We start from the raw sequence: 25,791 nt of genomic DNA, 5'->3' as shown, positions 1-25,791 counted from the left end.
CCTTGGGGGGCTAACAAAGATAAGCCTCCGGCAAAGCCGGAGGTGATTTAACTTTGCTAAGTGGCTGGGCTTAATTAAGTAGGACTTACGCACTTGCCCCCAAACCCCCAATGCTGGGGGCTTTAATTGGCTCTGTTCCCCCAAAATTGGGGGCTAGGGGACGAAAGATGACCGCATTTGCGTAAGTCCTATTAAGTTAAAGATGGTTTTGGGGTGGAGGGATTAAACCCCTGCTTGGAGGCGAAGTCCTCAAACCTCTTTTTACAAATCATTGTGCTTACCTACTGATCAGCATGGCTAATGAAACGACTAATTCATCAGTTTTGCTAATTGCCTTGTGCGGTAAAACCGCTGCATCCTGTAGGAGATCACCGAACCGTCCATCAGGTAATATTTATTCCTCTAGGGGTTTAGTAGATTGTTAACGGTTTTCTGCTTACCCCAAATCCATCATCACCCTCTAGTAATTGCTATTTATGGTGGCTAAACCAATCGTCATCGACTGTGATCCAGGAGCTGATGATGCGATCGCCCTATTTCTTGCCCTAGCCTTTCCAGAGCATCTTAACGTTCTGGGCATTACGACAGTGGCTGGTAATGTGCCGCTCAGCCTTACGCAGAAGAATGCACGCGCCCTGTGCGAACTGATGAGTGTTGATGTACCCGTGTATGCAGGTTGCCCTCGTCCGTTGCTGCGTCCCCTTCTAACGGCTGAAGACGTACATGGCAAAACAGGGTTAGATGGCATTCATTTGCCAGAACCGCAGATGCCACTGCAAGAGCAACACGCCGTTGATTTTTTGATCGAGACGCTGCTGCGATCAACGCACAAGATCACGCTTGCAACTTTGGGCCCCCTCACGAATATTGCGATCGCGCTCATCAAGGTACCCGCGATTTGTCAGCACATTCAAGAAATTGTGATGATGGGCGGAGCGCTGACTCAAGGCAACATCACGCCGTCAGCCGAATTTAACCTCTATGTTGACCCTCATGCAGCCCATGTGGTTGCCACAGCTGGAGTTCCATTGACAATCATGAGTCTGGATGTAACGCATCAGGCGATCGCGACTCCAGAGCGCTTGCATGGGATACGTGCAATCAACTCCCCCATCAGCGCTGCTACGCTCGGCCTGCTGAATCACTACGGTGCCTACGAGATGCAGCGTCATGGCTTTCCTGGCCCGCCGCTTCATGATCCCTGCGTCATTGCCTATCTCTTGCAGCCTGCTCTATTCACGACCAGCCGCGCTTATGTTGCAATCGAAACGACCAGTGAATTAACGATGGGGCGCACAGTGGTCGATCGCAATCATGTGACCAACGCGCCTCCCCATGCCAACATTGCTGAAACAATTGATGTCGAAGGGTTTTATCAACTGTTGACACGTGCGATCGCGAAGCTCAGCGAATCGTAAGTGTACAGAGCTTGCCGCTCCGTTTTTGCAGTCTACCCATGTATACCTTACACTTTGGTTCGCCGTGTTGACGAACTGAACGTAACGAAGAAACTGAAGGCACCCCAAAAAGTGCGTCATTTTCTCCATAGAAATACAGATATTTGAAAAAAAGATGTAGGAAGATTCCGCAATCCTCACAAGGGGATTCGTAAAGGATTTTGGCATGGTTGTAGTGGCATACCAGTCCGTGCATCGAGCGCTTGCGACGAGTGCTGCCCGCCCCTATCATCTGGAATTTTCCTATGTTTTCTTCACAACACACCAAGCTTTCTTTTCCCTTCTGGCAGTTCCTCAACCAGCCAGTCTTTGACTCCAAGTTTCAAGTGGTTCTCAATCCACGTCGCTATTGGTGGTTCCATCAAGTATCGCTGCTAGAGCGCTGCTTGTCTAAAGAATGCACATCTAGAGATAGCCGTCGCGATTGAATGGCATTAAGGCTCGAATCTGCTGCTGACGGTGGGGCGATCGCCCCACCGTTTTGTTTTGATAGGACTTACGCAGCCGTCTCTTTCTTGTATGCCCAAAGGGCTTTAAGCTCCCAATTCTGGGGGACTTTGAGGGCTTGTTTTCCCTTTCTTGTATGTCCGCTAGGACTATAAATTGGGGGCTGGGGGGCTGGCTTTAGAGAATTTGCGTCAGTCCTGTTTGAATTGAAATTTATCCATCCGGAGGGAGCAGGAAGCCCTTGAATGATGAAGCAATGAAGACGGCTTCACTATTTTACTCTAGGCGTAGGTTGTAAAAGCTTGGCTACCACTGAGCGAAGCCACGTTTGAGGTTAATAAAGGCTGTTGAGTGCTGGACGTTTTAGATAGGAGAGGCGATTCATGCTGGCACACGAGTCTACGTACTGTGTGGGTGTTCCTGGGGGCAACGCTGAAGTTTCATTGAATGGGCTGCGGGCAATCTTAGGGCAAGTCGAGACGGAGCTACATCACAGCGAAATTTATGGACAGATGCTCTCAAGCCTGAAAGCATTGCCAGACGATTTGAATCGACAGATGCAGAGCATGATGAGAGCGATGGGTCGAGAAGCCATTCGACTGGCACTACGCAAAATGGTGCACAAAAAGTCTTCAAGGATGGTGCAAACAGCAGAACAGAGCTTTACCAACTCCATCACTCCAGCCGCTGCATCGAAGGTGCAATCCCTGACACCAGTAAATTCTTCAGCCCCAAACGCCTCCGATCGCACTCCTCCTACTCTGGCAGTCGTTCCGCCTACAGAAAGCAAGACACCGCCAGCAGTTCGAGAGCGTAAAGTTCTCTATCCGCCCACTGCCGTTTCTAGCATCAAGCCGCTCAAGGTAGACCCTGGCAAAAAACTGAGTAAGCGAGAGCTTGCACAAAAGGCCATGTTTGAGGCACGAGAAGCGTACCTGCAAGACTTAGGGCAAATGATTCTTCGGGTACGGCAAGAAAAGTCGTGGTCACCATATCATTTACACTTAAGAACCCAGGTTTCCCTCCATCAATTAGAAGCCTTAGAAACTGGACGAATCGAGCGGCTACCTGAGGATATCTATCTGCGTGGCTTTATTCGTCAGATTGGTAACGCACTGGATCTCGATGGAAACCAGATGGCTGCGTCGCTACCTGCGATCGAGTCGGCTGTAGTACCATCGTGGCAGCAGCCCAAGACAGGCTCGAAGCTACGCATCAATTCGATGCAGATCTATCTTGGTTACGCGGCTTTGATGGCGGGTGGAATTGCCTGGGTTTCGCATCAATCGATTCCTCAGCGCACCGCACCAGCTTCACCCTCTTCTTCAGCAACAGTAGCGCCGTTACCAAAAGCTTCTCCCACCCAGACAACTGCTGCTAAGGTGACTCCCAAAGGTGCGGCTGCGACGCTGAGCATTAAGCAAGAAACCGTTTCGCCAATGTCAGGTAATGTTGCCCCCCCCGAAACCAACCCTCTTTGATGCGCAACTGCCTTGATTCAAAAGACACCTCGATCGGGGCAGTTGTGTACGCTCTGGCGGCACTTCGACCTTGTAGCCTGTGCCTGTTAGGATGGACAGAAGCTGTTTAACTTGGGATAAGGTGTGGTTGTTAAGCCAGAGTGGTTGCGGGTAAAAGCCCCCCAGTGGGAGCGGGTCGGCTCGGTTAAAGAAATTCTGCGGGATCTGGAGCTGAACACGGTTTGTGAAGAAGCCTCTTGCCCCAATATTGGTGAGTGCTTTAACAATGGCACGGCTACCTTTTTGATTATGGGGCCTGCCTGCACCCGTGCTTGCCCCTACTGCGACATTGACTTTGAGAAAAAGCCAAAGCCGCTTGATCCCACTGAACCAGAGCGGTTGGCAGAAGCCGTCCGCCGGATGCGGCTGAACCATGTTGTGGTGACTTCAGTGAATCGGGATGATTTGCCGGATGGTGGTGCAGCCCAGTTCGATCGCTGCATCCAGGCGATTCGGGTTGCTTCACCTGGCACTACGATCGAAGTCTTGATTCCTGACCTTTGTGGCAACTGGGAAGCGCTGGCAACGATTTTGCAAGCCGCGCCAGAGGTGCTGAACCACAATACTGAAACGATCCCCCGCTTGTATCGTCGAGTTCGTCCTCAAGGAAGCTATGAGCGCTCGCTGGACGTCTTGCGGCGAGCGCGCGATCTGACACCTTGGGTCTACACAAAAACAGGCATTATGGTGGGTCTGGGCGAGACCGATGACGAAGTGAAACAGGTTATGCGCGATCTGCGGTCAGTGGCTTGCGACATTCTCACGATCGGGCAGTACCTCCAACCCAGTCAAAAGCACTTGGGCGTAGTCAATTTCGTGCGTCCGGAGCAGTTCGATGTCTGGCAGGTCTATGGCGAATCGCTGGGCTTTCTGCAAGTGGTGTCGTCTCCTCTAACGCGCAGTTCTTACCATGCGGAGCAAGTGCGGACGTTGATGGAGCGGTATCCACGAGAAAGAAGCGGTCAGCAGTCGGCGGTCAGCCATCAACTTACAACAAGTAGTGATTCGTCATCTTGAAGCCCTCGTTTTGTTGGTCAGTTGTCTTGCTTCAACACTCAAGGCTTGAACTTTAAGAAGCTGACCGTTGATTGCTGAAAGCTGATAGCTTTATCCTATGTCACAACTTACGATCGTCATTCTGGGTGCTGGAGCCTGGGGAACCGCTTTAGCCACGCTGGCAAAGGACAAAGGCCACAGAGTCCGTGTTTGGTCACGTCAAGAGGGAGCGTTGCACACGATGCTCGATGATGCCGATATAGTGGTCTCTGCGGTCTCGATGAAAGGTGTGAGAGCAGTCGCTGAACAGGTACAACAGGTGACGATCGCACCTCATACGGTGTTTGTCACAGCGACCAAAGGCTTGGCAGCAACGGGTAGCCATGAAACGACGCCGCTGCTGCCCTCTCAAATCTGGCAGGTTGCATTACCGTCGCATCCAGTGGTTGTCCTATCAGGCCCAAACCTTTCTCAAGAAATTCAGCAGGGGTTGCCTGCTGCAACGGTGGTTGCCAGCCAACAGCTTGCTGCGGCAGAAACCGTCCAAGCGGCACTGTCGTCCAACTCCTTTCGGATCTATACCAATGCTGATGGACTGGGCGTGGAACTGGGCGGTACGCTGAAGAACGTGATTGCGATCGCGGTGGGAGCCTGCGATGGGTTACATCTGGGCACGAATGCAAAAGCTGCACTGGTCACTCGCGGACTCGCCGAAATTATTCGAGTGGGGACATATTGGGGTGCTAAACCAGAAACGTTCTATGGCTTATCGGGCTTAGGTGATTTACTGGCAACCTGCAACAGTGCCCTCAGCCGCAACTACCAGGTGGGATATGGGCTGGCCCAGGGGCAATCGCTGGTGGAGGTTCTCGCTCAGCTCAAAGGTACTGCCGAAGGGGTGAATACGACTCAAGTTTTGACGATACTTGCTGAACAACAAAACATTGCTGTGCCCATTTCCCATCAAGTCGATCGCCTGTTGCAGGGAGACATTACGCCGCAAGCAGCCGTAGAAGCGCTGATGTTACGAAATTACAAACCAGAGACGCATTAGAGGAGCTATGTCATTCATCGTCGCGATCGAAGCCTTATTTCATCAACCGCCAATTCCGTTTAAGCCAGAGCAGCAAACACTTAAAGGGTGGGCCATGTACTGTTTGCGCGATCGCGGCTTTAAGGTGGTGTATGCCCAAAATACCGATTTTGCGATCGAAACGCGGGAGGGGCGTAAGGTATATTTCAATGTCACTGAGGCTCCGATCGATCCAGATGCGGCTGAAGCGGACGTTAAGGTTGGGTGGATTGTGCGCGATCGTGCCACAAACCAGATCACAGTAATCGCACCGCAGTCATGATTGTGCTAGATAGAACCATTGCTGAGACGGCTCGCTCTGCCTTGGCTTTATGGCAGTCCTAAATTACTCATCTCAATCATTCACGCAATGTGTGCCTTGGTTTAACCGCTGAATGCTGAATGCTGATGCTTCAAACAGCGGTTAAACCAGGTCATCCAAGCAGAACACTACTTGATGAACAGCATTTCCTGGTAGGTTGGCAGAGGCCAGAAGCTATCGGCAACTTCGCCTTCCAGGGCATCAGCAGATAGGCGTACTTCATCCATTAAGGGACGAAGCGTTTGAGCGCAGTATTGCATTTTGTTTTCTGTAGTGGCGAAATCGTGCTTAGCCAGGGCTGTACTGAGTTTGCTGGTTGTCGCGACCATTGCATTCGTGAGATCTGCAATTTTCTTGGCACTCTCTTTGTCAAAGTCAACGCCTAGCCCAGCCAAACTCGCAATGGTTGATGATAGCTTGGCTAAGTACTCTAGCGCTGCGGGATAAATAATTGTCTTAGCCATGTTGACAACCAGTTTCGCTTCGACCTCGATCGACAGGATGTATTGCTCAGCGTACACTTCAAACCGACTTGCTAGCTCGACGGGTGTGAGCACACCCGTTTTGGCAAACAGGTCTTCAATATAAGCTTCTTTGAGCGTTGGTAGGGCATCCGCTGTGGTGCGTAAGTTGGCTAAACCGCGATCGTCAACCGCCATTTTGTGCCATTCTTCAGAGTAGCCGTTGCCTCCAAAGACAACCGCACCATGCGTTTCCATCACTTCTTTGAGGACAGTCAGAATGGCTGTACTGAGTTCCAAGCCGTTAGCTAATTCGCTTTCCAAGCGGTTGCCAACCCAATCAAGCGAATCTGCCAGCATGGTGTTAAGCGCAATCAACGGCCCCGATACTGATTGGCTCGATCCGACCGCGCGAAACTCAAAGCGGTTGCCCGTAAACGCAAAGGGCGACGTTCGGTTGCGATCGCCTGCATCTTTGGTGAGATGGGGCAACACATCAACACCCAGATCCATGACACCTTTCTGCTTTGATTCAGTGACTGTACCTGTTTTAATTTGCTCAAACACCTCTTCTAACTGGGTACCCAGGTACACCGACATAATGGCAGGCGGTGCTTCGTTGGCTCCCAGACGGTGATCGTTGCTGGCAGTCGCAATAACGGCACGCATCAACGGCCCATATTTATGCACTCCCCGAATCACCGCACCGCAGAAAACCAGGAATTGAGCATTGTCGTGAGGCGAATCGCCTGGATCAAGCAAGTTGCCCTGGGTCGCATTCCCCACTGACCAGTTGACGTGTTTCCCAGACCCGTTGATGCCTGCAAAGGGCTTTTCGTGCAGTAAGCAGACAAACCCGTGCTGTTTGGCAGTATGCTTCAGCACCGTCATTAAAAGCTGCTGATGGTCGCTGGCGACGTTTGCGGCTTCAAAAAAGGGCGCAATTTCAAATTGCCCAGGAGCTACTTCGTTATGCCGAGTTTTTGCAGGAATCCCCAGTTTGTAGAGCGTTTCTTCTACGTCCTGCATAAAGACCTGAACGCGTTCTGGGATCGCGCCGAAGTAGTGATCGTCAAACTCTTGACCCTTCGCAGGCGCTTTGCCAAAGAGGGTACGTCCGGCTAAGAGAAGATCGGGACGCTGGCTGGCAAAGTTCGCGTCAATCAGAAAATATTCTTGCTCTGCGCCACAGCTAGAGTTGACGTGAGCGACATTTGCATTCCCCAGAAGCTTCAGCACCTTATTGGCGGCTTTGTCCATCGCGGCGATCGAACGTAAAAGCGGCACTTTTTTATCTAGTGCTTCACCCGTCCAGGAGACAAAAACGGTGGGAATGCACAACGTAGAACCGTTGTCGGTTTCCATGATGTAGGCGGGGCTGGTCACATCCCAACCCGTGTAGCCTCGTGCTTCAAAGGTGTCTCGAATGCCGCCATTGGGAAACGACGAGCCATCCGGTTCTCCTTGCACCAACACTTTGCCAGAAAACTCTGAAATCACATTGCCATCGCCTTGCACCGAGATGAAGCCGTCGTGCTTTTCAGCGGACAAATTGGTCATAGGGTAAAAGACGTGGGCGTAGTAGAGTGCGCCCTTTGAAGTTGCCCAGTCTCTCATGGCGAGAGCGACTGTATCGGCGATCGACGGATCGAGTTTTTCACCTGTGACGATCGTATTTTTAATCGACTTAAAAACCGCTTTGGGCAAGCTGGCCTGCATTTTACTGAGGTTAAACACATTCTCGGCCCAGATATCTTCTAGACGCTCTGGGGGTTTAGGCGGTATCAACGCTCGATTAGTGATCTGGTGAACGGCTTGAACGCGGGCAGCATTTCCACTCATGATGTCTTCTTAGAACTGACCGCTTGATAGTACTCAAAGCAAACGCAAGAATTAGCTAGCAGAGATACCAAGTGATCATTTGTTCACATTTGTTCATGTCTAAGGTTGAGATCAAGACGCAGAAATTGATCCCGTTTCCAGGTACTTAAATTTCATCAATGCTGCGGCTTTAAGTGCTCATTAAAGTCATCGAGATGAGACAAAGAATTAGCGAACTAAAAGCCAAACCCACTGCTGTTGGTACAAGATCTGTTGCTTTTCTATCGTGTGCCTGTGGCCTGGTATCTGTTCACAAACTATTCAGAACGGCGAACGTAGACGGATAGAATTCACTGCACCCAATGGCGCGATCGTGATTTGAAAGCGGGTGTTGTGAGAAACGTCTAAGTCTAGAGAATCGTAGTGTTGCTCACACCAGGTGGTTAGATTTTGGATAGCCAGAGCAAAAATCTCGTCTGGAATTTGCCAGCTTGCACTATACATCCGGTTTTGATAGCGATGCAGCAGTTCGTCGATCGTTTGTTCAATGCGCCACTCTGCCGCGACGATCGTCTCTATTGTGGCACCCTGTTGCGTTAACGCATCCAGAACATCTGCTTCCGTTGCACCATAATCGGTTAGTTCAACCCCGTAATGCGCGAGAATCTCATCCCACCGTTGTTTGAACTCATATTGAGGCTGTTCCAAAAATTGAGTGGCTGGCGTAGCAGAAGCAAGGCGCAAAATACAGTCTGTCACTTGCTCAGAGACATTGGGTGGTAGACCTCGTGTAGCATCATAAATCGCCGAGACGCAATCGAAGGAAACGCTCATATTGATCTCGTATTGATAGGACTTACGCAAAAGCGATCATCTTTCGCCCCCTAGCCCCCAATTTTGGGGGAATAGAACCAATTAAAGCCCTCAGCATTGGGGGTTTGGAGGCAAATGCGCAAGTCCTAATTGATATTGATAGAAGCACGCTAAAGGGAAGGAGAATCCGTGAGGGGTGAATGAGTATCAAGAAGCGTTAGAAGGTCGATCGACCACCTCGAAAAGGCCCATACAGCCAGCTTCCGCGATCGCATCCTGGTGTGGGTGAAACATAAACTTACCGGGATAGCGGTAAGAAAACTCCAGAATATGGCGTTCTGCCGTGCCCATTGTGATCACATCTGTCTCTTCATCAGGTTCTAGATGCCGTCCTGTGCGAAACACCCGAAACATGTTGGCATGGAGATGAAAAGTAGCTACTGGGTCAAACTCAATCATATTCAGCACATATAGCCGAATCAGTTGGTCTTTCTGAATGGAAATGGGGTGCTGCATGTAGTAATGCGGCTTGCCGTTGAACGCATAAAGTTCGTTCTTTTGGTCGCCATTGACGTCATACCCTGCCATGATCAACACCATTTCATCAGCAGGCGGTCGTGGGGTGAGCGGGTCAATGATAAACATGCCATACAGCCCTTTACCAATGTGGCGAGTGACAGGGGCAATATGGCAGTGATACACATGAACACCAAAAGGTTCTGCATCAAATTCGTAAATAAACACGTTGCCGTTGCGAACTGGTTTCACCCCATCCATGTCTGGCGGGTGCACCCCATGAAAGTGGAGCGAGTGTGAGTGCCCCGCCCGATTGTAGAAGATCACGCGAATGCGATCACCCTCGGTGGCACGAAAGGTTGGCCCTGGGACGTGCCCATTCAGGTTCCAGGTAATAAACGAGGTTGCACCATTGAGTTGCACTGCTGTTGTGCGGGCTTCAACACGAAACTCACGCACGGTTCTCCCGTTTTCGGTGGTGACGGTGCCGTAGTCAAACTGGCGCAGTGTGGTGAGTGGGGTAAAACCTTTGGGTTCGGTGACCGTCGAATCTGCGGCGGGTGGAACGTGGACTGGATGCGATCGCGGTTGCCAAAGTGCCCGCAGCGCGATCGCGCTACCTGTGATCCCAACGCCTGCTAAGCCAACCTTCAACAAGTGCCGCCGACTCCAACGTTCGGCTTTATTGAGTGCAAAGCGATCGGACATACAGTAACCAGTGTTCCCTGACTCAGATCTAACACAACGGACTTGCCAAGCAGCCTTCGTACAAAGCAATGGCACAAAAAGTCTGACAGCTTTTTAGTATAAAAGCGATTCAAGCTTATTGTCAATTATTCTCATTTAGCTGCGCTCTGTATCCACTGTTGAAGGGCATAAGTTTCAAGGCGTAAATTTTAGGGCATCGTGGTATGACGAAACCGAGTTATGAGGAACGGGGCGCGTACAGGATGACTAAAACACCCAGCAACGCGATCCATCCTCCCAGCCAGTCATACTTGTCAGGTGTTACGCGATCGACTCCCCATCCCCATAGGATGGACAGCACGATAAAGATCCCCCCATAAGCGGCATAGGCTCGTCCAAAGCTCACAGGTTGCAGGGTTGGCAAGACCCCATAGATGGCTAAGATCACAACTCCCAACACCACTAACCAGACACTTTTACCTTCACGCAGCCACAACCAAAATAAATAGCCCCCACCGATTTCACACACTCCAGCCAAAATAAAGAGCAACAACGAGCGACCGATCATGGTTTCGCATCCCTAAAAACGTGGGGCTTCTGGCAAGAGCGCTTTGGGAAATAAGCCATGTACACCCTTTTGAGGACTGTTCACCACCTGTGTAATGCGGAAACTAGCCGCAAGGCTACAAAGACAGTAGGCTTCGGTTTCGGTAATGCCAGCCAGTTTTGACAGCACGTCTACCATATTGTGCAGCGCGATCTGAAGCGCCTCATCTAATGTTTCTGCAAAGCCAGTGGTGACAAGATCGGAAGGGGTTTCAGCGATCGGACTCGTCAAGTGCATGTTCTTTCGTAAGGTTAATTCGATTGTGCCATTCATAGAGGTTTCGATCGCGGTGCCACACACCTCGCCATCGCCTTGAGCCGAGTGACCATCGCCAATAGAAAACAACGCTCCTGGCAAAAAGACGGGCAGCAAAAGACGCGAACCCGCCTGTAGTTCGGGGTTATCAATATTTCCACCATAGGCACCGGGTGGAATCGAATTGCGCGTCCCTGCCGTGGCTACCCCCAAAATACCAAAAAAGGGACGAATGGGAATTTTAATGCTGCTGCCTTCAGGAAATTCGGCGGTACTGTGCTCTAGATCGAGGGGAATAAACCGCAAGTGTCCCTCACTAAAGCGATCGGTTAACGCACCCCAACCTGGGCGAATGGCATTGAAACCGATCGGTAAGCGAGGCGTGATGGAGTGGAGCTTGACTTCGAGGACATCGCCTGATTCAGCACCTTCCACGACGATCGGCCCCGTTAATAAATGAGGCCCACCACTGACTCGACGTTCCGCGGAGAGATGCTGACAGATGTCTAAAAACTCCGGTGGCACAAATTCTGGTGGAGCCTGATCATAGATATTCAGCCCGGAGAAGGTTTCAACGTCGATCGTGTCGCCAGACTGAACCGTGAGCGCTGGCTTGAGGTCAGGCGAAAAGCCTCCAAAATGAACCGTTTCTGGTGTTGCCTTCAAACGATGATGCGCCATCTGTCACTCACTACTTGCTATAGACATGCTCAAACTTGCTGCTTCACCGACAGCAGTTGGCAGAATGAACTATACGCCCAAGTCTATAGCGATCCTATTTGGTTTGTGAAAATGATTCTGGGTTAGCTTACACCTTTGGCGAAGCAAGCTACAGCTTTCAGCTTTAGATTCCAGGCTGAAGGCTAACGGCTGACCGCTGACCCTTAACTGTTGCTTAGTTCAAAAACAGCATGCTTTTCACAAAGGATTGATGACTACTGTAGAAGCCTTTATCTATCGTTGCGTTTGTTCTGCGATCGCCCCTCAAACGCCCTCACCAGTGTGTGTGGCTTCTGCCAATGGACTTCAACCTTTGAAGTCCCTACCGACGTACAAAGTCTTCGAGCGTATGGGTAAGCCAGTCTGCGAGTCCTTCTGGTGGCGCTATTTCAGCAATGACGGCTGCTTCGATCTGCCTTACCGTTTCAGGGGGTAGCCCTAAAAGCTGCACTAATGTTTGGTAAGCAGCGGCCTCTTCTGCATTAATCGTCGCTTCCTCAGGTGTGCGAGCACTACAGCGAATGACTTCATAGCCCAAGCGCAAAACAAGCTCTCGCTCAGCAGCAGTTTCTAATTTAGACACCAGTTCGCTGAGGGGAAGATGCTGCATCAAATACTCGCGTAGCTCCTGTTGCAAGGCTTGTTGTTGCGTGGCGCTGGTCGCAAAAACGCGACTGAGGCGCTCCAGCATAATGGTGACCTCTTCAGCAGCAAGGTGACCATCAGACCAAGCCATTGCAGCGACAATCCGCAGCAAATTCATTTGACGCGGCGTAATGGAAGGGGGTGAAGGAATGTTTAACATCACAAGCTCCTGCTCTAGCATCTGTGTGCGGCATTCTGGAGCGGTAGAACCCAGCCGTGAAAAAGCTGTGGCGCGATCGACGGATCTACTGGCTCCATCTTCTTTTAGTTTACAGGGTAAAAACGGGGGGAGAGCCAAAACGATAGAACTTGCAATAACTCTATTTCGCTTGATGGCAGAAAGAATATCAGTATCCAGCATTCGAGGGTTTTAGGATAAATGGAATCGTAAGTTCAAGTAACCTCTTCTAGCTCAGGAACATGCTCAGTCTCATAGCTTTCAATTAACACCCCAATCACGTCCATCATGGAAGCAAGAGGATGCGATTCATCTTCACCCACTTGATCAATAAGGCTATTCAGCAGTTCGACTAAATGCTCATATTCCTCTTCAGTATGAGGAACAAAGACCGTTTCAGCGATCGATGACCAGGCTGCGATCGTTGGATCTAGATTGAGACCTTGCATCATTCTTTCCATCTCTCTTCATCGTATTCTGCATGAGTTAGTTTTGTTTGAACGCGAGCGAGACGCTCGTACTATTTTTGATGGAAGAATGACCCCAAACATAAGGATAGGCTTCTGAAGGTTTGATAATCTTGGCTGCTACTGGGTTTTGATAGATATATTCCACAGTGGAGTGAAAATGGCGATCGCTCAAAATTAACCGTTCATGACGACCGTCTTGCCACAACTTGCCGATATGAGGCATCACCATTGGGACTTGTCTTGCACTGAAGCCTTTAATGCTATGCAAAATGCTGCCGATCGTCCAAAATTTTCCTGTATTCCTTAGGGATGGTTGGATTAATAAATGCACATGGTCGGGCATGACAACACCCGCAAAAATGATATACCGTTCCCCATGAAAATATTGGCAAGCTTCCATTACAACCTGCCGTGCGGCAGAATTTAACTCAAGTCGCTCCCAGGTACAGAAGGTAACAAAATAGATCGACTGCATAAGACTTCAACGGATTAGAACCATATGTTCATCCTCATAAAGTTCCCATCGCATCGCTAATGATTACATCAGCCCACCCAGTGCGAGCGTCTCGCTCGTGATCGATAGCGGATCACCCCATCCCACAACCAGTGCGAGCGTCTCGCTCGCGAGCGAGACGCTCGCACTATGAATACAAAACTGGGATGTACTCTTTCAATCTTTGCTCCCAATTATTCCCCTCCTCTTTCCTTCAATTGCTCCTGTGCCCATTGCCGCAGTTGCTCGTCGGGGTCATTTTCTGCCCGATCGCGCAACAGTTCAAGGGTTTTGGAATAGGACTAGGAAAATCAGCCTTTTTTGTAGACATCGCCTCGATTACCAATGGTGTATATTTCAACATCACCAGAAGCCAGATCTACAGTGAAAATGAGACGAACTTTACCGATTCGGAGTCTATAAAAACCTTCCCATTCTCCTTTCATCTGTTTGATGTCAAGTTCTGTAAATGGAATGATGCTTTGTGCTTCAACGACGATCACAAGCTGATTGAGCCTTTCTTGAATACGATTGAGTGTATCAGAGTCAGCTTTTTCAATGAATTTGATTGCTTGTTTACGGAACCTGATTGCCATGCTTCACCCACGCTGTCATGTCGATCGCTTCGTCTTCGGAGTAATCTGTGGGCGAGCCGAATTCAGCTTCTAGCTCTGCTTGCTCGGCATCATCAACGTAGGGCATCAGGATTTTGCAGAGCATTAACCGCTCTTCTCGCAAAACTTCACGCATGGTTTCTTTAATTAACAGCTTTAGTTCCTGAATTTCCACAGTTTCCTCCATAAAATTTAGGTTTTCTTTTCTCTGAGTGTATTTTTATTGTTCCTCACATTTTATCGTTTCTAATTGTTCCTGTGCCCATTGCCGCAGTTGCTCATCGGGGTCATTTTCTGCCCGATCGCGCAACAGTTCAAGGGTTTTGGAATGGTTGGGATAGAAGTCAGAAATTGCTTCAAGTGCTAGTAATCGAGGATTACCCTCATGGTTAAATTCCCGTTCAAAAGGATCGCTAGTAGCTCTGTTTCTCAAAAAATCAAATGTAATAACTTCACTACTCCAGTTCTGTATCAATCCTCTCAAGGCTAACCATCTTATGTGGGAACTCTCATCCGATTTAGCACAATTTTTGACAATAGAAAAAATACGCGGATCATCATTCCAATAGTCAGCTAGATCCATCACAGATTGCCGTACAAGGTAATCTGTGTCCAATTGGACTCGCTTGATTAAAATATTAAGGGTATCTGGATTATCCATCCACTCATAAGCTAACAACTGCGCTGCTTTCTGGCGCATATTCTCATCGCTATCGGATTGAGCAGTGGTCTGAACTATTTTTAGGACATCTGGATATTCCTTCCAATGATCAACTAAGACCTCTAGGGCATCACGCCTTTCCAGACCATATTCTTCAGATTTTATAAAATCAACGAACCAGTCAAATATTGTTTGATCATCAAACCAGTTCTTGGCAATTATTGGAAATGCTATAAAACCGAACGGAGTTTCTTCAGCCAAATGCTTAAGACAATTTAGCAGCTCATTCGCTACTCGTTCAATAAGCAATCTGTTTTTAACTTCTAAAAGACAAGCACTTGCTATCTCTAAATGTGTAGGTGCTTCTTCCTCTTCATTTGCATAGTCAATTTCTGAATTTTGATTCATCAGATAATCTATAACTTCGCCTGCAAATTTCTCATCAATTGCCCCACAAATCAATCTCAAAACCTCATGCCAGGTTTCGTCCTGCCAGTGGTTTCCGAAGACCTCATCGCGCAATTGTTCAAAGGTGAGGGTACGTTGTTTCTCGAAGCGATTCACGATTTCGACGGTGCAGAAATATTCTAAAAAGGTGCGATGGACGAAGCCGTAGGTGTCTGCACCCCGATCGCACAAGATAAAGTTGCGATGGCGTAATTGATCGATGAGTTTGTTGGCTTTTTCGCGGGGTTCGCTGAAGCCCTGGTCGCGCAGATAGTCGGTGAGGATGCGGGTGAGGCGATCGGCGCTGATTAAATTTCCTTTCAGTCCTTCCTCGCCTGCCTGCATGTCGTAGGCGATCAGGCGGAGCATTTCCTGTTTTTCGCGTCGCCCGATGGTGTCCAGGGGCAGGTTCAGCTTTTTGTGATCCACATCCCAGTGGTACAGCAGCACCCGCGATGCCTGGTCGTAGAGGTCAGCGCGATCGCGGGGTAGTAGCTCCTGCCGTCGGTTGAGGATTGCCATCATGGTCAGCAACAGGGGATTGTCTGCCAGGTTTTGGATGGCGGTGGAGTTGGCGATCGCGTCCTTCAGGCGTGTTACTAAACGAGGCTTGTCGGGGTCGTTGCCGAGAGCGAGGGTATACCAGCGATCGATGAATTCGTGAATTTCGTCGGTATCTAACGGTTGGATGGTGAAGTGACGGAAACCAGCATGTTGCAGGCGTTCGGGGCTATAGCCAATAATGCGCGAGGTGATGAGAATTTGCGCGTGAGGATACTGCTGGGCAAAGCGGATAATGTCGTCGGTGATAGCGGCTTGGGTGGGGCGATCGAACACTTCATCCAGCCCATCAAACATCACGAGGGTGGGATGCTCCTGCAAGTATTGATGCAACTGCTGTTGGTCAAACTGCCAATCAACCCCACGTCCACGATGGAGAAATTCGAGAAAATTATTGGTTTGGGCGATGGCATATTCTCGCAACTCAATCAGCAAAGGCAACCGCGCTGAGACCGCATCTGAAACCTCCGAGGTCTGGGACTCCACCCATTCCAAGGCGAGATACTGCAACAAGGTAGACTTGCCCGCACCCGGATCGCCTAAGATGACTGCCCGTAGGGATGTTTCATGCAGCGTATCGACGATAGACAACACCTTCCGCGACGGTTGCTGGAAAGACTCACGCCGATCGATCTCCTCTTCTAAGACCTCCAAGGTTTTAAAGACCTCGGAGGTCTGCCGGATGTCTTCGCGCACCGTTTGTTCGATGAACATTTTCCAGAGTTTGACGCGATACTGCTGATCGGTCGTGTCGATCGTGGATAGCTTCAGATAGCCATAGCTGCTTTGCAAACTTTCTCGATACCTGGCAACATCGAAACCTGGAGAGATTTGAGCGGTATTGCGAACGATATCTTCCAGCAGTTCGGTTTCGAGGAGCGATCGCAGTTCCGGTGTTTCGCGCACAATCCGGCGCACTTTTTTGAGGTATTCGCTGCCAATCCGCTGCCAGTCAAACCCCTGTGGCATCGCTGGAAAAGGGTTGCCCCGCAAGGTCGATCGCGCCCAAAGGCTGGCTAGAGTAGCACTGTCGATCGCGCTGCAATCCTTCTCAAACGCCTGACCGAGAATAGGCTTCACCGATTCATCTTTGACAAACTGGATGAGAGCGGAATCGTAGCGATCGCGGATCTCTGCCTTCGATAGCTCCTGATCCTCCAGTTCGTCCGCCACCAGCAGCAAAAACGCCTGTAATGCCCCAGCGACCGCTTTCTTTGCCACTTCTGGTTTCGCTGCCGCCACGCCTTCCTTCAAACAGCCCTTGAAGAAATCCTTCACGTAATCTTCCGCAGCCGTTTGCCCCAACTTCAAGCCTTGCTCAAAGACGGCTTTGCCCAGCTCTGTTGCGCCGATCGTCAGCAACCATTCCAACATATTGCACTAAAGATGTTGAACGCTCTCTCTACTATCGCATTCACATCCCAGAGAGGCGAACGACTAGAGTATTGAAAGCAGCGTTCAGATGAATCGATGACCAGCTACCAGTTTCCTGAAAATTTTCTGTGGGGTGCCGCCACTGCCTCCTATCAAATCGAAGGTGCTGTGAAAGCAGATGGACGCAAACCGAGCGTGTGGGATACCTTTAGTGCTAAACGAGGACGAACGCTCAATGGCGATACAGGTGCCGTTGCGTGCGACCACTATCACCGTTACGAAAGCGACGTAAAGCTGATGGCAGCGCTGGGCATTAAGCACTATCGCTTCAGCATCGCCTGGACACGCATTATTCCCGATGGGCGAGGAGCGGTCAACGAAGCCGGGGTGGATTTCTACAGGCGATTGGTAGACTGTTTGCGTGAGCATGGCATTACACCCCACGCCACTCTGTTTCATTGGGATAGTCCCCAGGCGCTAGAAGATCGCTATGGTTCTTGGCGCAGTCGAGAAATGGCGCAGGACTATGCTGATTATGCGACAGCCGTGGTGAGCCGATTGGGCGATCGCATCATACACTGGATGACCATCAACGAAATTTCGTGCTTTACCCATCTGGGCTATGCGGTGAATGCCGATCCGCCCCATGCTCCGGGTACTCGCGTTAAAACTCGCAAGGATGTTTGGCAAACCAGCCACCACGCGATCCTCGCACATGGATTGGGGTGTCAGGCCATTCGAGCTGCGTCGCCTGTGCCCTGTGAGATTGTTCTGGTCGATAATCCAGCCGTCACGGTACCGATCGCTGAGTCGCCAGAGCACATTGCCGCTGCACAGAAGGCGCTGCCAACCTGCTGGGCCAATGGTGGCATTCTATATCCGGTGCTTACGGGTGCTTACAGCCCCGTCTTGTTGGAACAATTGGGGCGTGATGCCCCAGATATTCACTCAGGCGACCTGGAAACCATTCATCAACCATTAGACGCTTTAGGTCTAAATATCTATACGGGCACCTATGTGAGAGCAACCGACAATGCCAATGGTTACGACTGTCTCGACTTTCGCGAGAGCTATCCTCGTCTTCACATGCCCTGGCTCTGGATGCTGCCAGAGTCCCTGTATTGGGGCGCACGTCACATCAGCGAGACGTTAGGACGATCGGATTTGCCCCTCTTCATCACTGAAAATGGTTGCGCCGCTCAAGATACCGTGAACGCCCAAGGTGAAGTTGTGGATCTAGAGCGCATTGCCTATTTGAGACAGTATCTTAAAGCCGCTCATCGCGCCGTGGCTGAAGGCTATCCCCTACACGGTTACTTTGTTTGGAGCCTGCTGGACAACTTTGAATGGGCATGGGGATACGATCGGCGCTTTGGCATCACCTACATTGACTACCGCACGCAACAACGCATTCCCAAAACCAGCTTTCATTGGTACGCGGAGTGTATACGGCAGGGGAGGGTGGTTTGAGGGAAAGGATGAAAGCTAAAGGATGAAAATTTTGAGTTTTGAGTTGCGAGTTTTGAGTTGCAAGAGAGGAGAGAGGCACTGAGTGTTGAATCAATTCGTCCTTCATCCCTCACCCTTATTCCTACTCACTTGCTCATCTCCAGCATCCGCTGAATGGGCTTCAGCGCTGCTTGTTGAGTTGCTTTGGGTAGTGTGATTTCGGGTGTCCGGTGCTTCATGCAGAGGTAGAGTTTTTCGAGGGTGTTCAAGCGCATGTAGGGGCACTCGTTGCAGGCGCAATTATTGACTGGAGGAGCTGGAATGAAGCGTTTATGGGGGGCAACTTTTTCCATCTGATGAATGATGCCGGGTTCGGTTGCCACGATGAAGCTTTGGCTGGCACTGCTTTGAATGTAGTTGAGTAGTGCTGTAGTGGAACCGACGTAGTTCGCATGGCGCAACACCGCAGGTTCACATTCAGGATGGGCGATCGCTTCGGCTTCGGGATGCTGAATCTGCAACTGCACCAGCTTTTTTTCCGAAAATGTTTCATGCACAATGCAGCTTCCTTGCCACAGCACCATGTCTCGCCCCGTTTGCGCCATGACGTATCGACCCAGGTTGCGATCGGGTGCAAAAATGATGGGCTGATCCGCTGGAATCTGGTTCACAATCTTAACCGCATTGGCACTGGTGCAGATGATGTCACTCATCGCCTTGATGTCAGCCGTGCAATTTATGTAAGAAATTACCAAATGATCAGGATATTTTGCTTTGAAGGCTGCAAAGGCATCAGGCGGACAACTATCTGCCAAAGAACAGCCTGCTGCTAAATCGGGCAGTAGTACGAGCTTGTTAGGATTGAGAATCTTCGCGGTTTCTGCCATGAAATGCACGCCCGCAAAGACGATGACATCCGAATCCGTCCTGGCAGCCTGCTGTGACAAACCCAGCGAATCGCCCAGATAGTCGGCAAGATCTTGAATGTCATCGTCCTGATAGTAGTGCGCCAGAATGACCGCATTCAATTCATGCTTCAGATCCGCGATCGCCCCAAATAAATCGCTTGGCAGTGCAGTCTTGGGAGGGAGAAGGGTACTTGTAAACACAATAATGTCGATCCAAGTAGAAGCTCAACCCCTTGATTATAGTTTTATTTACCAAAACTTGCAAATGCGTTCTGTCTTTTAGTACCAAAATTAGGTGAAAGGCAGAAGGCAGAGGGTAGAAGATGAGGGATAAGGGATGAAGGCTAAAGGTAAAAGGGAGTGGGGAATGAGGAGTCGGGAGTGGGGAAAACTCACACCTCTTACACCTCACACCTCTCTCTTCCAACTCAAAACTCAAAACTTCTACACTGACCACTGACGCTGATAGCTCCTTGACTCAAAACTCTCTTCATCCTTTTCCTCTCACCAATGCTGCCAACTTCCGCCGCATCACAATTCCCGGCTTGTCCGTTGCCATGTGCTGTTCGGCGCTAACGCTCAGAGACACGTCATATTCGGTTCCTTCCAGGATGGTGCGGTCTTCTAAAGTGACGGCCCGATCGAAGGCAACGATGCTTTCAGCCGTGACAGCCTCTTCCGTATCGTTTCGCAGGCAGAACTGAATGATTTGTGAGGAGCGATCGTCGATCGGTGTGGCAGCCGTAAAAATGAGATGAATCAAGCCATTGGGGTAGGTAATCTTAAGTGTGCGGATAAACGGCATAAACCAAGTGCCTTCGCTAATGCGTACCGTCCTACCTGCCTCCATTTGCAAATTCTGTTTCTGCACATCGCTATTAAATACGGGCAGCACGTAATGCATCCGAAGACCAAAGTCTGTCTCTTCAAACGAGTCTGGTTGGGGTGGGACAGGCTCTTGCTCAACGCCAAAGGTTTTGGCATGCACAAAGTGGGGATGGGCATTATCGAAGGAGTTTTCCATCAAGCGAAGTCCTGCACAGTGCCACCGTTCGTAAAATTCGGGAATCTGGCGAAATTGCGAGTCTGCGGCTTCAGGAAGGTTGGGAATCGCCAGCAAAGGTTCATCAAGGCAAACCCACACATAGCCGTAGCGCTCCTGACAGTGATACGCATCCACCCGATACGATTTTGGAACGGTTTCTTCACCAATTTGGGGCACCTGCACGCAAACTCCTACTGCGTTAAAAGACCAACCGTGATAAGGACAGCGAATGGCTCCTTGAATGACTTCTCCTCTGGATAATTTTGCCGATCGGTGACAGCAGCGATCGCGCACTGCCGCAGGTTTTCCGCTTTCATCCAACCACAAAGCCAGGTTTTCGCCTAAAAGCTGAAACGACTGGGGCGTTGTCAAGGCTGATATGGGTATGACGGGATACCAGAAGCGTTTGAAAATCGGTTGTTGCGTAACCAGCATAGGGGATGAATTTGTGATGTAAAGAGACCGCTAGAGACTCTACAAGCAAACTACGACAAAATTGTGGCGCGATGCCGGATCGATCGCTGTAGTTGTGGACACGCTATGACAAGGTGATCACTTCAGTTTGAGGTCGCGATTGAAATCAATCTTTTGGTACATGAAGCTCCCTTCCAGGGGTAGAGCGACTTTGCTATGGAAAACAATTAACGTAATGGCAGCTAATAAGTTTGGTGAACAAAAATAGGGTGTTAGACAACTGATAGGCATCAGTTTTCTTAAGTTTTAGATAAGTTTTGTTCACGTTCAAAGTGCCCTTTTAAGACGAGTTCAACAAAAGAAAATGACCAACTTTAATCCTAACCCTGCCAATCCTAATCGAGTGAGTGCCAGCCGTGATGTTGTGCAAGATAACCAGCTCTTGCGTGAGCAAAATATCGCTATGCGCGAGCAAAACCGTGCCATTCGTGAAAATGACAGCGCTGCTACAGGCTTGATGCTTGGGATGTTGTTGTTTGGGCTTGCAGCTTTAGGCTTTGGCCTCTATTTTGTTAACCAGCGCCCGTCTCCAGCACCCACTCGCACAATTATTGAGCGAGAGAAAACCACAACTGCGCCTGTTCAGCAGCCAGCGCCTAACGTCAATGTTACGGTGCCCAACCAACCAGCACCAAACGTTAATGTTGTTGTTCCCGAATCGGCTCCTCCGGTTGCTCCTACAGTTGCCCCTTCGACTGCTCCCACAGTTGCCCCTTCGAGCGATGCCAGCCAGACCGCTCCTGCTAATCCGTAGCTTGTTTTAGCTGCCTGAGCGTCACGATCGTCTTTGCGCCCTGAAAGGCAAAGTTTTAACCTGGTTGGGTCTCTGACCATCACGCCTGACGTGGTGGTCAATTTTTATGGCGATCGCTCAATCATTTCACGGTGACACTGCTTGCACGCTGTAATACCATTTCCCTTTCATTGGGCTACAGACCAAGAGCCTCAAACAGTGATGCAACAGAGCTTCCGTAACTCAAAATTCAAAACTCGAAACTGAGAACTCGTATAAGCGCTTCAGGATCTATGGTTACGAGATTCAGAACGGTATGATGGGCGATGACAGCTCCTTCGACTCGATGAATCTATGGGATGGCTACCGACACGATCGCCCCTTTGCCTATACCTGTCGTTGTTAAGCGGCGGTTTCTTCACAGGTGCTGTTGGGCATGCGATGACAGCCACTGCTTCTCAACAGGTATCTCCGTACTACGCCCTGGCTGCTCTCACAACCATAATTCCTTCGATCGCTCCAGCCACTCAGCAGCCATCACCTCACCTCAAGCCCTCAACCGCCTGTTCATACGTGCCACCCGCTGCCAATTTTAACAGCCAGCAGCTTGATCAACAACTCCAGCGCTATCTTCGCTTTGTTGCTCAATCCGGCAAGCCAGATATTTTGATTGTTGGTAGTTCGCGCGCGTTGCAGGGCATTGATCCGATCGTGCTGCAACAGACCCTTGCAAACCGGGGCTACCCCAACTTGAAAATTTTTAATTTGGGGGTGAATGGCGCGACGGCCCAGTTAGTTGATCTGCTGTTGCGCGAGATTCTAAACCTCGACCAGTTGCCACGTTTGGTGCTTTGGGGCGATGGGGTGAGAGCATTTAATAGCGGTCGTGTAGATCGTACTTACCAGCGCGCGATCGCCTCCCAAAGCTATCAACTCTTAACGGCGGGACTTCGCCCAGTGTTACAGTCTGATCAACCTCAGATTATGTCATGTACTACAGTCTCACTAACAGCTTTAAACACTGGCACGGTGCCTAACCCAACGTCTTTTGATGTCTCTTCTTTTCAGCCACCCTCTAACTTAGTCTCCAAGCGGCTAGCTCTATACAAAGCACCCCTAAACTTTTCCACTCGGGTAGGCTCACCTGCTGAACGAGAGTACCTGATGCTTGCCAAACTTCAAGATGCAACTGGCTTTCAGCCTTTATCAGATCAGTTCAGACCCGAAAACTACTTTCAGCGTCACCCCAGAGTTCAGGGTACATACGATGCGGACTATCGTGACTTTAACCTGGACGGAGTACAGTCCGCTGCTTTTAAAAAGGTGCTGAAGCTTGCACAAAGCCATCAAATTCCCGTGATCTTTGTGAATCTCCCACTCACGCAGATTTACTTAGACGAAGCCCGTGCCCTGAGTGAACAGCACTTTCGTACTTACCTGCAACGGTTCACTCGATCGCACGAGCTTCGCGTCTATGACCTTAGTCAATACTGGTCCAAGCAACATCTCTATTTCACAGACCCCAGCCACCTGAATCGCTACGGCGCTGCCGCAGTGGCGGCTGAACTCGGTCGATCGCTGGTCTTACCTCCTACCTGGCTTCAAGGTCAGCCGTAAAGGCACACTTCTACGTAAAAGCGCTGAAGATCAGGTAGCAAATAGATTAAAAGCGTGTAGAGAAAACTATCAGAACTTCATAGTAATCGGCAGTAGTTATAAAGATTGAGCAAACGTCTTCGTAGACGCTGTGCATTGTTGGGTGAGTTACGTATGTTTGTGGAAGGCAAAGTGAACCCTAGTAAAGCCAACTACGAACGTGACTACTACTTCTGACATCCCTACTGCTCTCCAAGGCGCTTTGACTGAGCGTGCTAAAGAAGCGGGTCAGGCTACCAACGTTACTCCTCAGCAACGTGTTCGTACTGTGCACCCCTCCGTTACCAGTAAAACCAAGCGGCTCATTGACATTGTTGGCGCTTTGGTGGGACTGACCATAACAGCCGTGGTGGCAGTTCCCGTCGCGATCGCGGTTCGATTTGATAACCCCGGCCCAATTTTCTACAGCCAAATCCGCTGCGGGTTGAAAGGCAAGCCCTTCCGCATTTGGAAGTTCCGGTCGATGGTGATGAATGCGGACAAGCTGAAGCATCTCGTCAACAATGAAGCCAAAGGCGGCATCTTTAAGAATAAAAACGATCCGCGTATCACTCGCGTGGGTCGCTTCCTGCGCCGTACCAGCCTTGATGAGCTACCGCAGTTTTGGAACGTTTTGATGGGTCACATGAGCCTTGTGGGGACTCGTCCACCGACTGTTGATGAGGTTATCCGTTACCAGAAGCATCACTGGGAGCGGCTGAATGTCAAACCCGGTATCACAGGTGAGTGGCAAGCTAACGGTCGTTCAACTGTAATTGATTTTGAAGACATCGTTAAAATGGATGTTGATTATCAGCGCAAGTGGTCGATCATGTATGATCTGCGGTTGGTCCTAAAAACCATCCGCGTCGTACTCGACAAGAAAGGTGCGTGCTAACGTGCGTGCTGACGCTTTAAGATAACAGCCCATGTCAGTATTCAATCTGTCGCGGCGTAAGCTCATCTCCACGTAAGCTCAGCATGACAATCGATCGTTTGGGGTTAACGGTTCATGTATGCGTTTGGGGCATCCATTAGGTTATTCAACTGCCATTTCTTCTGAAGCTTATTTCTCCTGAGAGCACAGAACGCTGGGACAGTCTCCAAAAGGCTGTCCCTTTTTTTGGTGTTGCTGAAAAGCAGTATGAATCGAATCGAAGTTTCAAGCATACAGCATGTTTTTCATACTCAGAATTAACCTGAATTCGGGTTAAGGAATCGCTGAAAGACCTATGGTTAAGCCAAAATCAGATCTTGAACCCACCCCCAAATAGCATTTTCTGAAAATCTGGCTTTTACACTAACGTGAGTACGGGATAAGGATTGGCGCAAAAAAGGGGCAAACCCGACAGGCTGAAAATGCTAAAGTCTCGCCTAGTTTGCCCTCATGCTTAGTCTAGAAGAACTCTTTTGCTCCGTCGATGATTTTTGTCAAAGCTTTGAACCGCAATGGAAGCAGCAACTTTTAGGCTGTGGACTCACGCTTCGCAATCGTTCGCGCAGCCTGAGCTTGAGCGAAATCATGACTATTTTAATTGGCTTTCATCGGTCGTGTTACCGCAACTTCAAAACTTACTATCAAGAGAAAGTTCAATGCGAGTGGAAAAATGACTTTCCAGGACTTGTGAGCTACCAGCGGTTCATTGACTGGGTTCCCGGAACGTTAGTGCCGATGTGTGCCTATTTGCGCTCCTGTTTTGGCACCTGTAGCGGCATCAGTTTTATGGACTCCACCTCGCTGAAAGTCTGTCACAACCGCCGCATCTCCCAGCACAAAGTGTTTAAAAACTTAGCCGCACGCGGCAAGACATCAGTCGATTGGTTCTTTGGCTTCAAACTACATCTGGTGGTCAATGACCGAGGCGCGTGGCTCAATATCCAGCTCACTCCTAGCAATAGCGACGACCGCACCCCTGTGCCGACGTTACTCCAGCAGTTGTTTGGTAAGGTGTTTGCCGACAAGGGCTATGTCTCGCAGAAGCTGGCAAAACAACTGCTCAAAACCGCAGGCATTCAACTCATCACCAAACTCAAGCGCAACATGAAACAGCGATTGATCCCCCTCAATGACCGTCTGATGCTCCGCAAACGCGCCATCATTGAAACCATCATCGACCAATTGAAGAACATTTCTCAAATTGAGCATTCGCGCCATCGCTCTCCCGTCAATTGCTTTGTCAATATTCTGGGGGGATTGATTGCCTATTGCCATCAGCCGAAGAAGCCGTCGATCGCCCTTGACCATAACCTACTACCTCCGGCTTAACCCGAACTGACGTTATTTGAAGTGCGATCGTTTCAATTCAAAACACGTTAGCGAAGCTTTCCGAAGGAATCGTTCCGGTTTGAAATGAGGGTAGTCCTAAAGGTGTAAGGATGGCGAATCTCTAGCTTGAGCAAGGTACAGTAC

General features: G+C 49.9%; 24 protein-coding genes. 11 read left to right on the top strand and 13 right to left on the bottom strand.

Annotation, left to right across the window (positions count from 1 at the left end; genetic code table 11):
* Positions 1-476: 476 nt before the first annotated feature.
* The 6 genes from AC5JLP_RS28115 (at position 477) to AC5JLP_RS28090 (ending at position 5,775) form a co-directional block, all read left to right on the top strand.
* Positions 477-1,418: a nucleoside hydrolase gene (locus tag AC5JLP_RS28115; RefSeq protein WP_496071152.1), complete on the top strand. Its 942-nt coding sequence runs from the start codon at positions 477-479 to the stop codon at positions 1,416-1,418.
* A 284-nt stretch (positions 1,419-1,702) separates the two neighbouring features.
* Entirely contained in the window at positions 1,703-1,885 is a 183-nt protein-coding gene (locus AC5JLP_RS28110; protein WP_496071151.1) for a hypothetical protein, read from the top strand.
* Between the two features lie 402 nt (positions 1,886-2,287).
* On the top strand, positions 2,288-3,385 hold the full coding sequence (locus tag AC5JLP_RS28105; RefSeq protein ID WP_496071150.1) for a helix-turn-helix domain-containing protein: 1,098 nt from the start codon (positions 2,288-2,290) through the stop codon (positions 3,383-3,385).
* Between the two features lie 123 nt (positions 3,386-3,508).
* Entirely contained in the window at positions 3,509-4,441 is a 933-nt protein-coding gene (gene lipA, locus AC5JLP_RS28100) for a lipoyl synthase (protein ID WP_496071149.1), read from the top strand.
* 97 nt (positions 4,442-4,538) lie between these two features.
* A complete protein-coding gene (locus tag AC5JLP_RS28095) occupies positions 4,539-5,474 on the top strand; it encodes an NAD(P)H-dependent glycerol-3-phosphate dehydrogenase (RefSeq protein ID WP_496071148.1) in 936 nt (311 codons plus the stop codon).
* Positions 5,475-5,481: 7 nt separating this feature from the next.
* A complete protein-coding gene (locus AC5JLP_RS28090) occupies positions 5,482-5,775 on the top strand; it encodes a hypothetical protein (RefSeq protein WP_496071147.1) in 294 nt (97 codons plus the stop codon).
* 167 nt (positions 5,776-5,942) lie between these two features.
* On the opposite strand, the gene AC5JLP_RS28085 is transcribed toward AC5JLP_RS28090, so the two are convergent.
* The 11 genes from AC5JLP_RS28085 to AC5JLP_RS28035 all read right to left on the bottom strand — a co-directional run bounded on the left by AC5JLP_RS28085 (position 5,943) and on the right by AC5JLP_RS28035 (position 17,137).
* The gene (locus AC5JLP_RS28085; RefSeq protein ID WP_496071146.1) at positions 5,943-8,117 is read right to left on the bottom strand and encodes a glutamine synthetase III family protein; all 2,175 of its coding nucleotides are present in this window, start codon (positions 8,115-8,117) and stop codon (positions 5,943-5,945) included.
* Positions 8,118-8,417: 300 nt separating this feature from the next.
* Positions 8,418-8,930: a hypothetical protein gene (locus tag AC5JLP_RS28080; RefSeq protein ID WP_496071145.1), complete on the bottom strand. Its 513-nt coding sequence runs from the start codon at positions 8,928-8,930 to the stop codon at positions 8,418-8,420.
* 186 nt (positions 8,931-9,116) lie between these two features.
* Positions 9,117-10,133: a multicopper oxidase domain-containing protein gene (locus AC5JLP_RS28075; RefSeq protein ID WP_496071144.1), complete on the bottom strand. Its 1,017-nt coding sequence runs from the start codon at positions 10,131-10,133 to the stop codon at positions 9,117-9,119.
* Between the two features lie 217 nt (positions 10,134-10,350).
* A complete protein-coding gene (locus tag AC5JLP_RS28070; RefSeq protein WP_496071143.1) occupies positions 10,351-10,680 on the bottom strand; it encodes a YnfA family protein in 330 nt (109 codons plus the stop codon).
* A 12-nt stretch (positions 10,681-10,692) separates the two neighbouring features.
* On the bottom strand, positions 10,693-11,655 hold the full coding sequence (locus AC5JLP_RS28065; RefSeq protein ID WP_496071142.1) for an acetamidase/formamidase family protein: 963 nt from the start codon (positions 11,653-11,655) through the stop codon (positions 10,693-10,695).
* Between the two features lie 361 nt (positions 11,656-12,016).
* Positions 12,017-12,637 (bottom strand): tellurite resistance TerB family protein, encoded by a 621-nt coding sequence (locus AC5JLP_RS28060; RefSeq protein WP_496071141.1) that lies wholly within the window; start codon positions 12,635-12,637, stop codon positions 12,017-12,019.
* Between the two features lie 95 nt (positions 12,638-12,732).
* A complete protein-coding gene (locus tag AC5JLP_RS28055; RefSeq protein ID WP_496071140.1) occupies positions 12,733-12,969 on the bottom strand; it encodes a hypothetical protein in 237 nt (78 codons plus the stop codon).
* Between the two features lie 34 nt (positions 12,970-13,003).
* Positions 13,004-13,462, bottom strand: coding sequence for an REP-associated tyrosine transposase (locus AC5JLP_RS28050; RefSeq protein ID WP_496071139.1), 459 nt, complete (start codon positions 13,460-13,462; stop codon positions 13,004-13,006).
* Positions 13,463-13,791: 329 nt separating this feature from the next.
* Positions 13,792-14,076, bottom strand: coding sequence for a type II toxin-antitoxin system RelE family toxin (locus AC5JLP_RS28045; protein ID WP_496071138.1), 285 nt, complete (start codon positions 14,074-14,076; stop codon positions 13,792-13,794).
* On the bottom strand, positions 14,057-14,281 hold the full coding sequence (locus AC5JLP_RS28040) for a hypothetical protein (protein WP_496071137.1): 225 nt from the start codon (positions 14,279-14,281) through the stop codon (positions 14,057-14,059). Before AC5JLP_RS28040 ends, AC5JLP_RS28045 begins: the two co-directional genes overlap by 20 nt.
* Positions 14,282-14,314: 33 nt before the next feature.
* Positions 14,315-17,137 carry an NACHT domain-containing protein gene (locus AC5JLP_RS28035; protein ID WP_496071136.1) on the bottom strand — a complete coding sequence of 941 codons (2,823 nt, stop codon included), beginning with the start codon at positions 17,135-17,137 and terminating at the stop codon, positions 14,315-14,317.
* Positions 17,138-17,233: 96 nt separating this feature from the next.
* Here AC5JLP_RS28035 and AC5JLP_RS28030 point away from each other — a divergent pair, with 96 nt between their 5' ends.
* Positions 17,234-18,607, top strand: coding sequence for a GH1 family beta-glucosidase (locus AC5JLP_RS28030; RefSeq protein WP_496071135.1), 1,374 nt, complete (start codon positions 17,234-17,236; stop codon positions 18,605-18,607).
* Positions 18,608-18,732: 125 nt separating this feature from the next.
* Here the strand turns inward: AC5JLP_RS28030 and nadA are convergent, their stop codons facing one another.
* The gene (gene nadA / locus AC5JLP_RS28025) at positions 18,733-19,695 is read right to left on the bottom strand and encodes a quinolinate synthase NadA (protein ID WP_496071134.1); all 963 of its coding nucleotides are present in this window, start codon (positions 19,693-19,695) and stop codon (positions 18,733-18,735) included.
* Positions 19,696-19,984: 289 nt separating this feature from the next.
* Entirely contained in the window at positions 19,985-20,974 is a 990-nt protein-coding gene (locus tag AC5JLP_RS28020) for an aromatic ring-hydroxylating dioxygenase subunit alpha (protein WP_496071133.1), read from the bottom strand.
* A gap of 343 nt (positions 20,975-21,317) precedes the next feature.
* On the opposite strand from AC5JLP_RS28020, the gene AC5JLP_RS28015 reads away from it, so the two are divergent.
* The 4 genes from AC5JLP_RS28015 (at position 21,318) to AC5JLP_RS28000 (ending at position 25,647) form a co-directional block, all read left to right on the top strand.
* Entirely contained in the window at positions 21,318-21,767 is a 450-nt protein-coding gene (locus AC5JLP_RS28015) for a hypothetical protein (protein WP_496071132.1), read from the top strand.
* 333 nt (positions 21,768-22,100) lie between these two features.
* Complete coding sequence (locus tag AC5JLP_RS28010) at positions 22,101-23,363, top strand: DUF1574 family protein (RefSeq protein ID WP_496071131.1); 1,263 nt, start codon at positions 22,101-22,103, stop codon at positions 23,361-23,363.
* A 199-nt stretch (positions 23,364-23,562) separates the two neighbouring features.
* Complete coding sequence (locus tag AC5JLP_RS28005; RefSeq protein ID WP_496071130.1) at positions 23,563-24,279, top strand: sugar transferase; 717 nt, start codon at positions 23,563-23,565, stop codon at positions 24,277-24,279.
* A 489-nt stretch (positions 24,280-24,768) separates the two neighbouring features.
* Positions 24,769-25,647 (top strand): IS982 family transposase, encoded by an 879-nt coding sequence (locus AC5JLP_RS28000; protein WP_496071129.1) that lies wholly within the window; start codon positions 24,769-24,771, stop codon positions 25,645-25,647.
* The last annotated feature ends 144 nt before the right edge of the window (positions 25,648-25,791 follow it).

The sequence above is a fragment of the Stenomitos rutilans genome (assembly GCF_059505485.1).
This window is presented reverse-complemented; position numbering and strand designations above follow the sequence as displayed.

What these genes read in the sequence shown, in the direction of transcription:
- AC5JLP_RS28115 (WP_496071152.1), top strand. Translation starts at nt 477, where the DNA reads ATGGTGGCTAAACCAATCGTCATCGACTGTGATCCAGGAGCTGATGAT.
- AC5JLP_RS28110 (WP_496071151.1), top strand. Translation starts at nt 1,703, where the DNA reads ATGTTTTCTTCACAACACACCAAGCTTTCTTTTCCCTTCTGGCAGTTC.
- AC5JLP_RS28105 (WP_496071150.1), top strand. Translation starts at nt 2,288, where the DNA reads ATGCTGGCACACGAGTCTACGTACTGTGTGGGTGTTCCTGGGGGCAAC.
- AC5JLP_RS28095 (WP_496071148.1), top strand. Translation starts at nt 4,539, where the DNA reads ATGTCACAACTTACGATCGTCATTCTGGGTGCTGGAGCCTGGGGAACC.
- AC5JLP_RS28090 (WP_496071147.1), top strand. Translation starts at nt 5,482, where the DNA reads ATGTCATTCATCGTCGCGATCGAAGCCTTATTTCATCAACCGCCAATT.
- AC5JLP_RS28085 (WP_496071146.1), bottom strand. Translation starts at nt 8,117, where the DNA reads ATGAGTGGAAATGCTGCCCGCGTTCAAGCCGTTCACCAGATCACTAAT.
- AC5JLP_RS28080 (WP_496071145.1), bottom strand. Translation starts at nt 8,930, where the DNA reads ATGAGCGTTTCCTTCGATTGCGTCTCGGCGATTTATGATGCTACACGA.
- AC5JLP_RS28075 (WP_496071144.1), bottom strand. Translation starts at nt 10,133, where the DNA reads ATGTCCGATCGCTTTGCACTCAATAAAGCCGAACGTTGGAGTCGGCGG.
- AC5JLP_RS28070 (WP_496071143.1), bottom strand. Translation starts at nt 10,680, where the DNA reads ATGATCGGTCGCTCGTTGTTGCTCTTTATTTTGGCTGGAGTGTGTGAA.
- AC5JLP_RS28065 (WP_496071142.1), bottom strand. Translation starts at nt 11,655, where the DNA reads ATGGCGCATCATCGTTTGAAGGCAACACCAGAAACGGTTCATTTTGGA.
- AC5JLP_RS28055 (WP_496071140.1), bottom strand. Translation starts at nt 12,969, where the DNA reads ATGATGCAAGGTCTCAATCTAGATCCAACGATCGCAGCCTGGTCATCG.
- AC5JLP_RS28050 (WP_496071139.1), bottom strand. Translation starts at nt 13,462, where the DNA reads ATGCAGTCGATCTATTTTGTTACCTTCTGTACCTGGGAGCGACTTGAG.
- AC5JLP_RS28045 (WP_496071138.1), bottom strand. Translation starts at nt 14,076, where the DNA reads ATGGCAATCAGGTTCCGTAAACAAGCAATCAAATTCATTGAAAAAGCT.
- AC5JLP_RS28040 (WP_496071137.1), bottom strand. Translation starts at nt 14,281, where the DNA reads ATGGAGGAAACTGTGGAAATTCAGGAACTAAAGCTGTTAATTAAAGAA.
- AC5JLP_RS28035 (WP_496071136.1), bottom strand. Translation starts at nt 17,137, where the DNA reads ATGTTGGAATGGTTGCTGACGATCGGCGCAACAGAGCTGGGCAAAGCC.
- AC5JLP_RS28030 (WP_496071135.1), top strand. Translation starts at nt 17,234, where the DNA reads ATGACCAGCTACCAGTTTCCTGAAAATTTTCTGTGGGGTGCCGCCACT.
- AC5JLP_RS28020 (WP_496071133.1), bottom strand. Translation starts at nt 20,974, where the DNA reads ATGCTGGTTACGCAACAACCGATTTTCAAACGCTTCTGGTATCCCGTC.
- AC5JLP_RS28015 (WP_496071132.1), top strand. Translation starts at nt 21,318, where the DNA reads ATGACCAACTTTAATCCTAACCCTGCCAATCCTAATCGAGTGAGTGCC.
- AC5JLP_RS28010 (WP_496071131.1), top strand. Translation starts at nt 22,101, where the DNA reads ATGGGATGGCTACCGACACGATCGCCCCTTTGCCTATACCTGTCGTTG.
- AC5JLP_RS28000 (WP_496071129.1), top strand. Translation starts at nt 24,769, where the DNA reads ATGCTTAGTCTAGAAGAACTCTTTTGCTCCGTCGATGATTTTTGTCAA.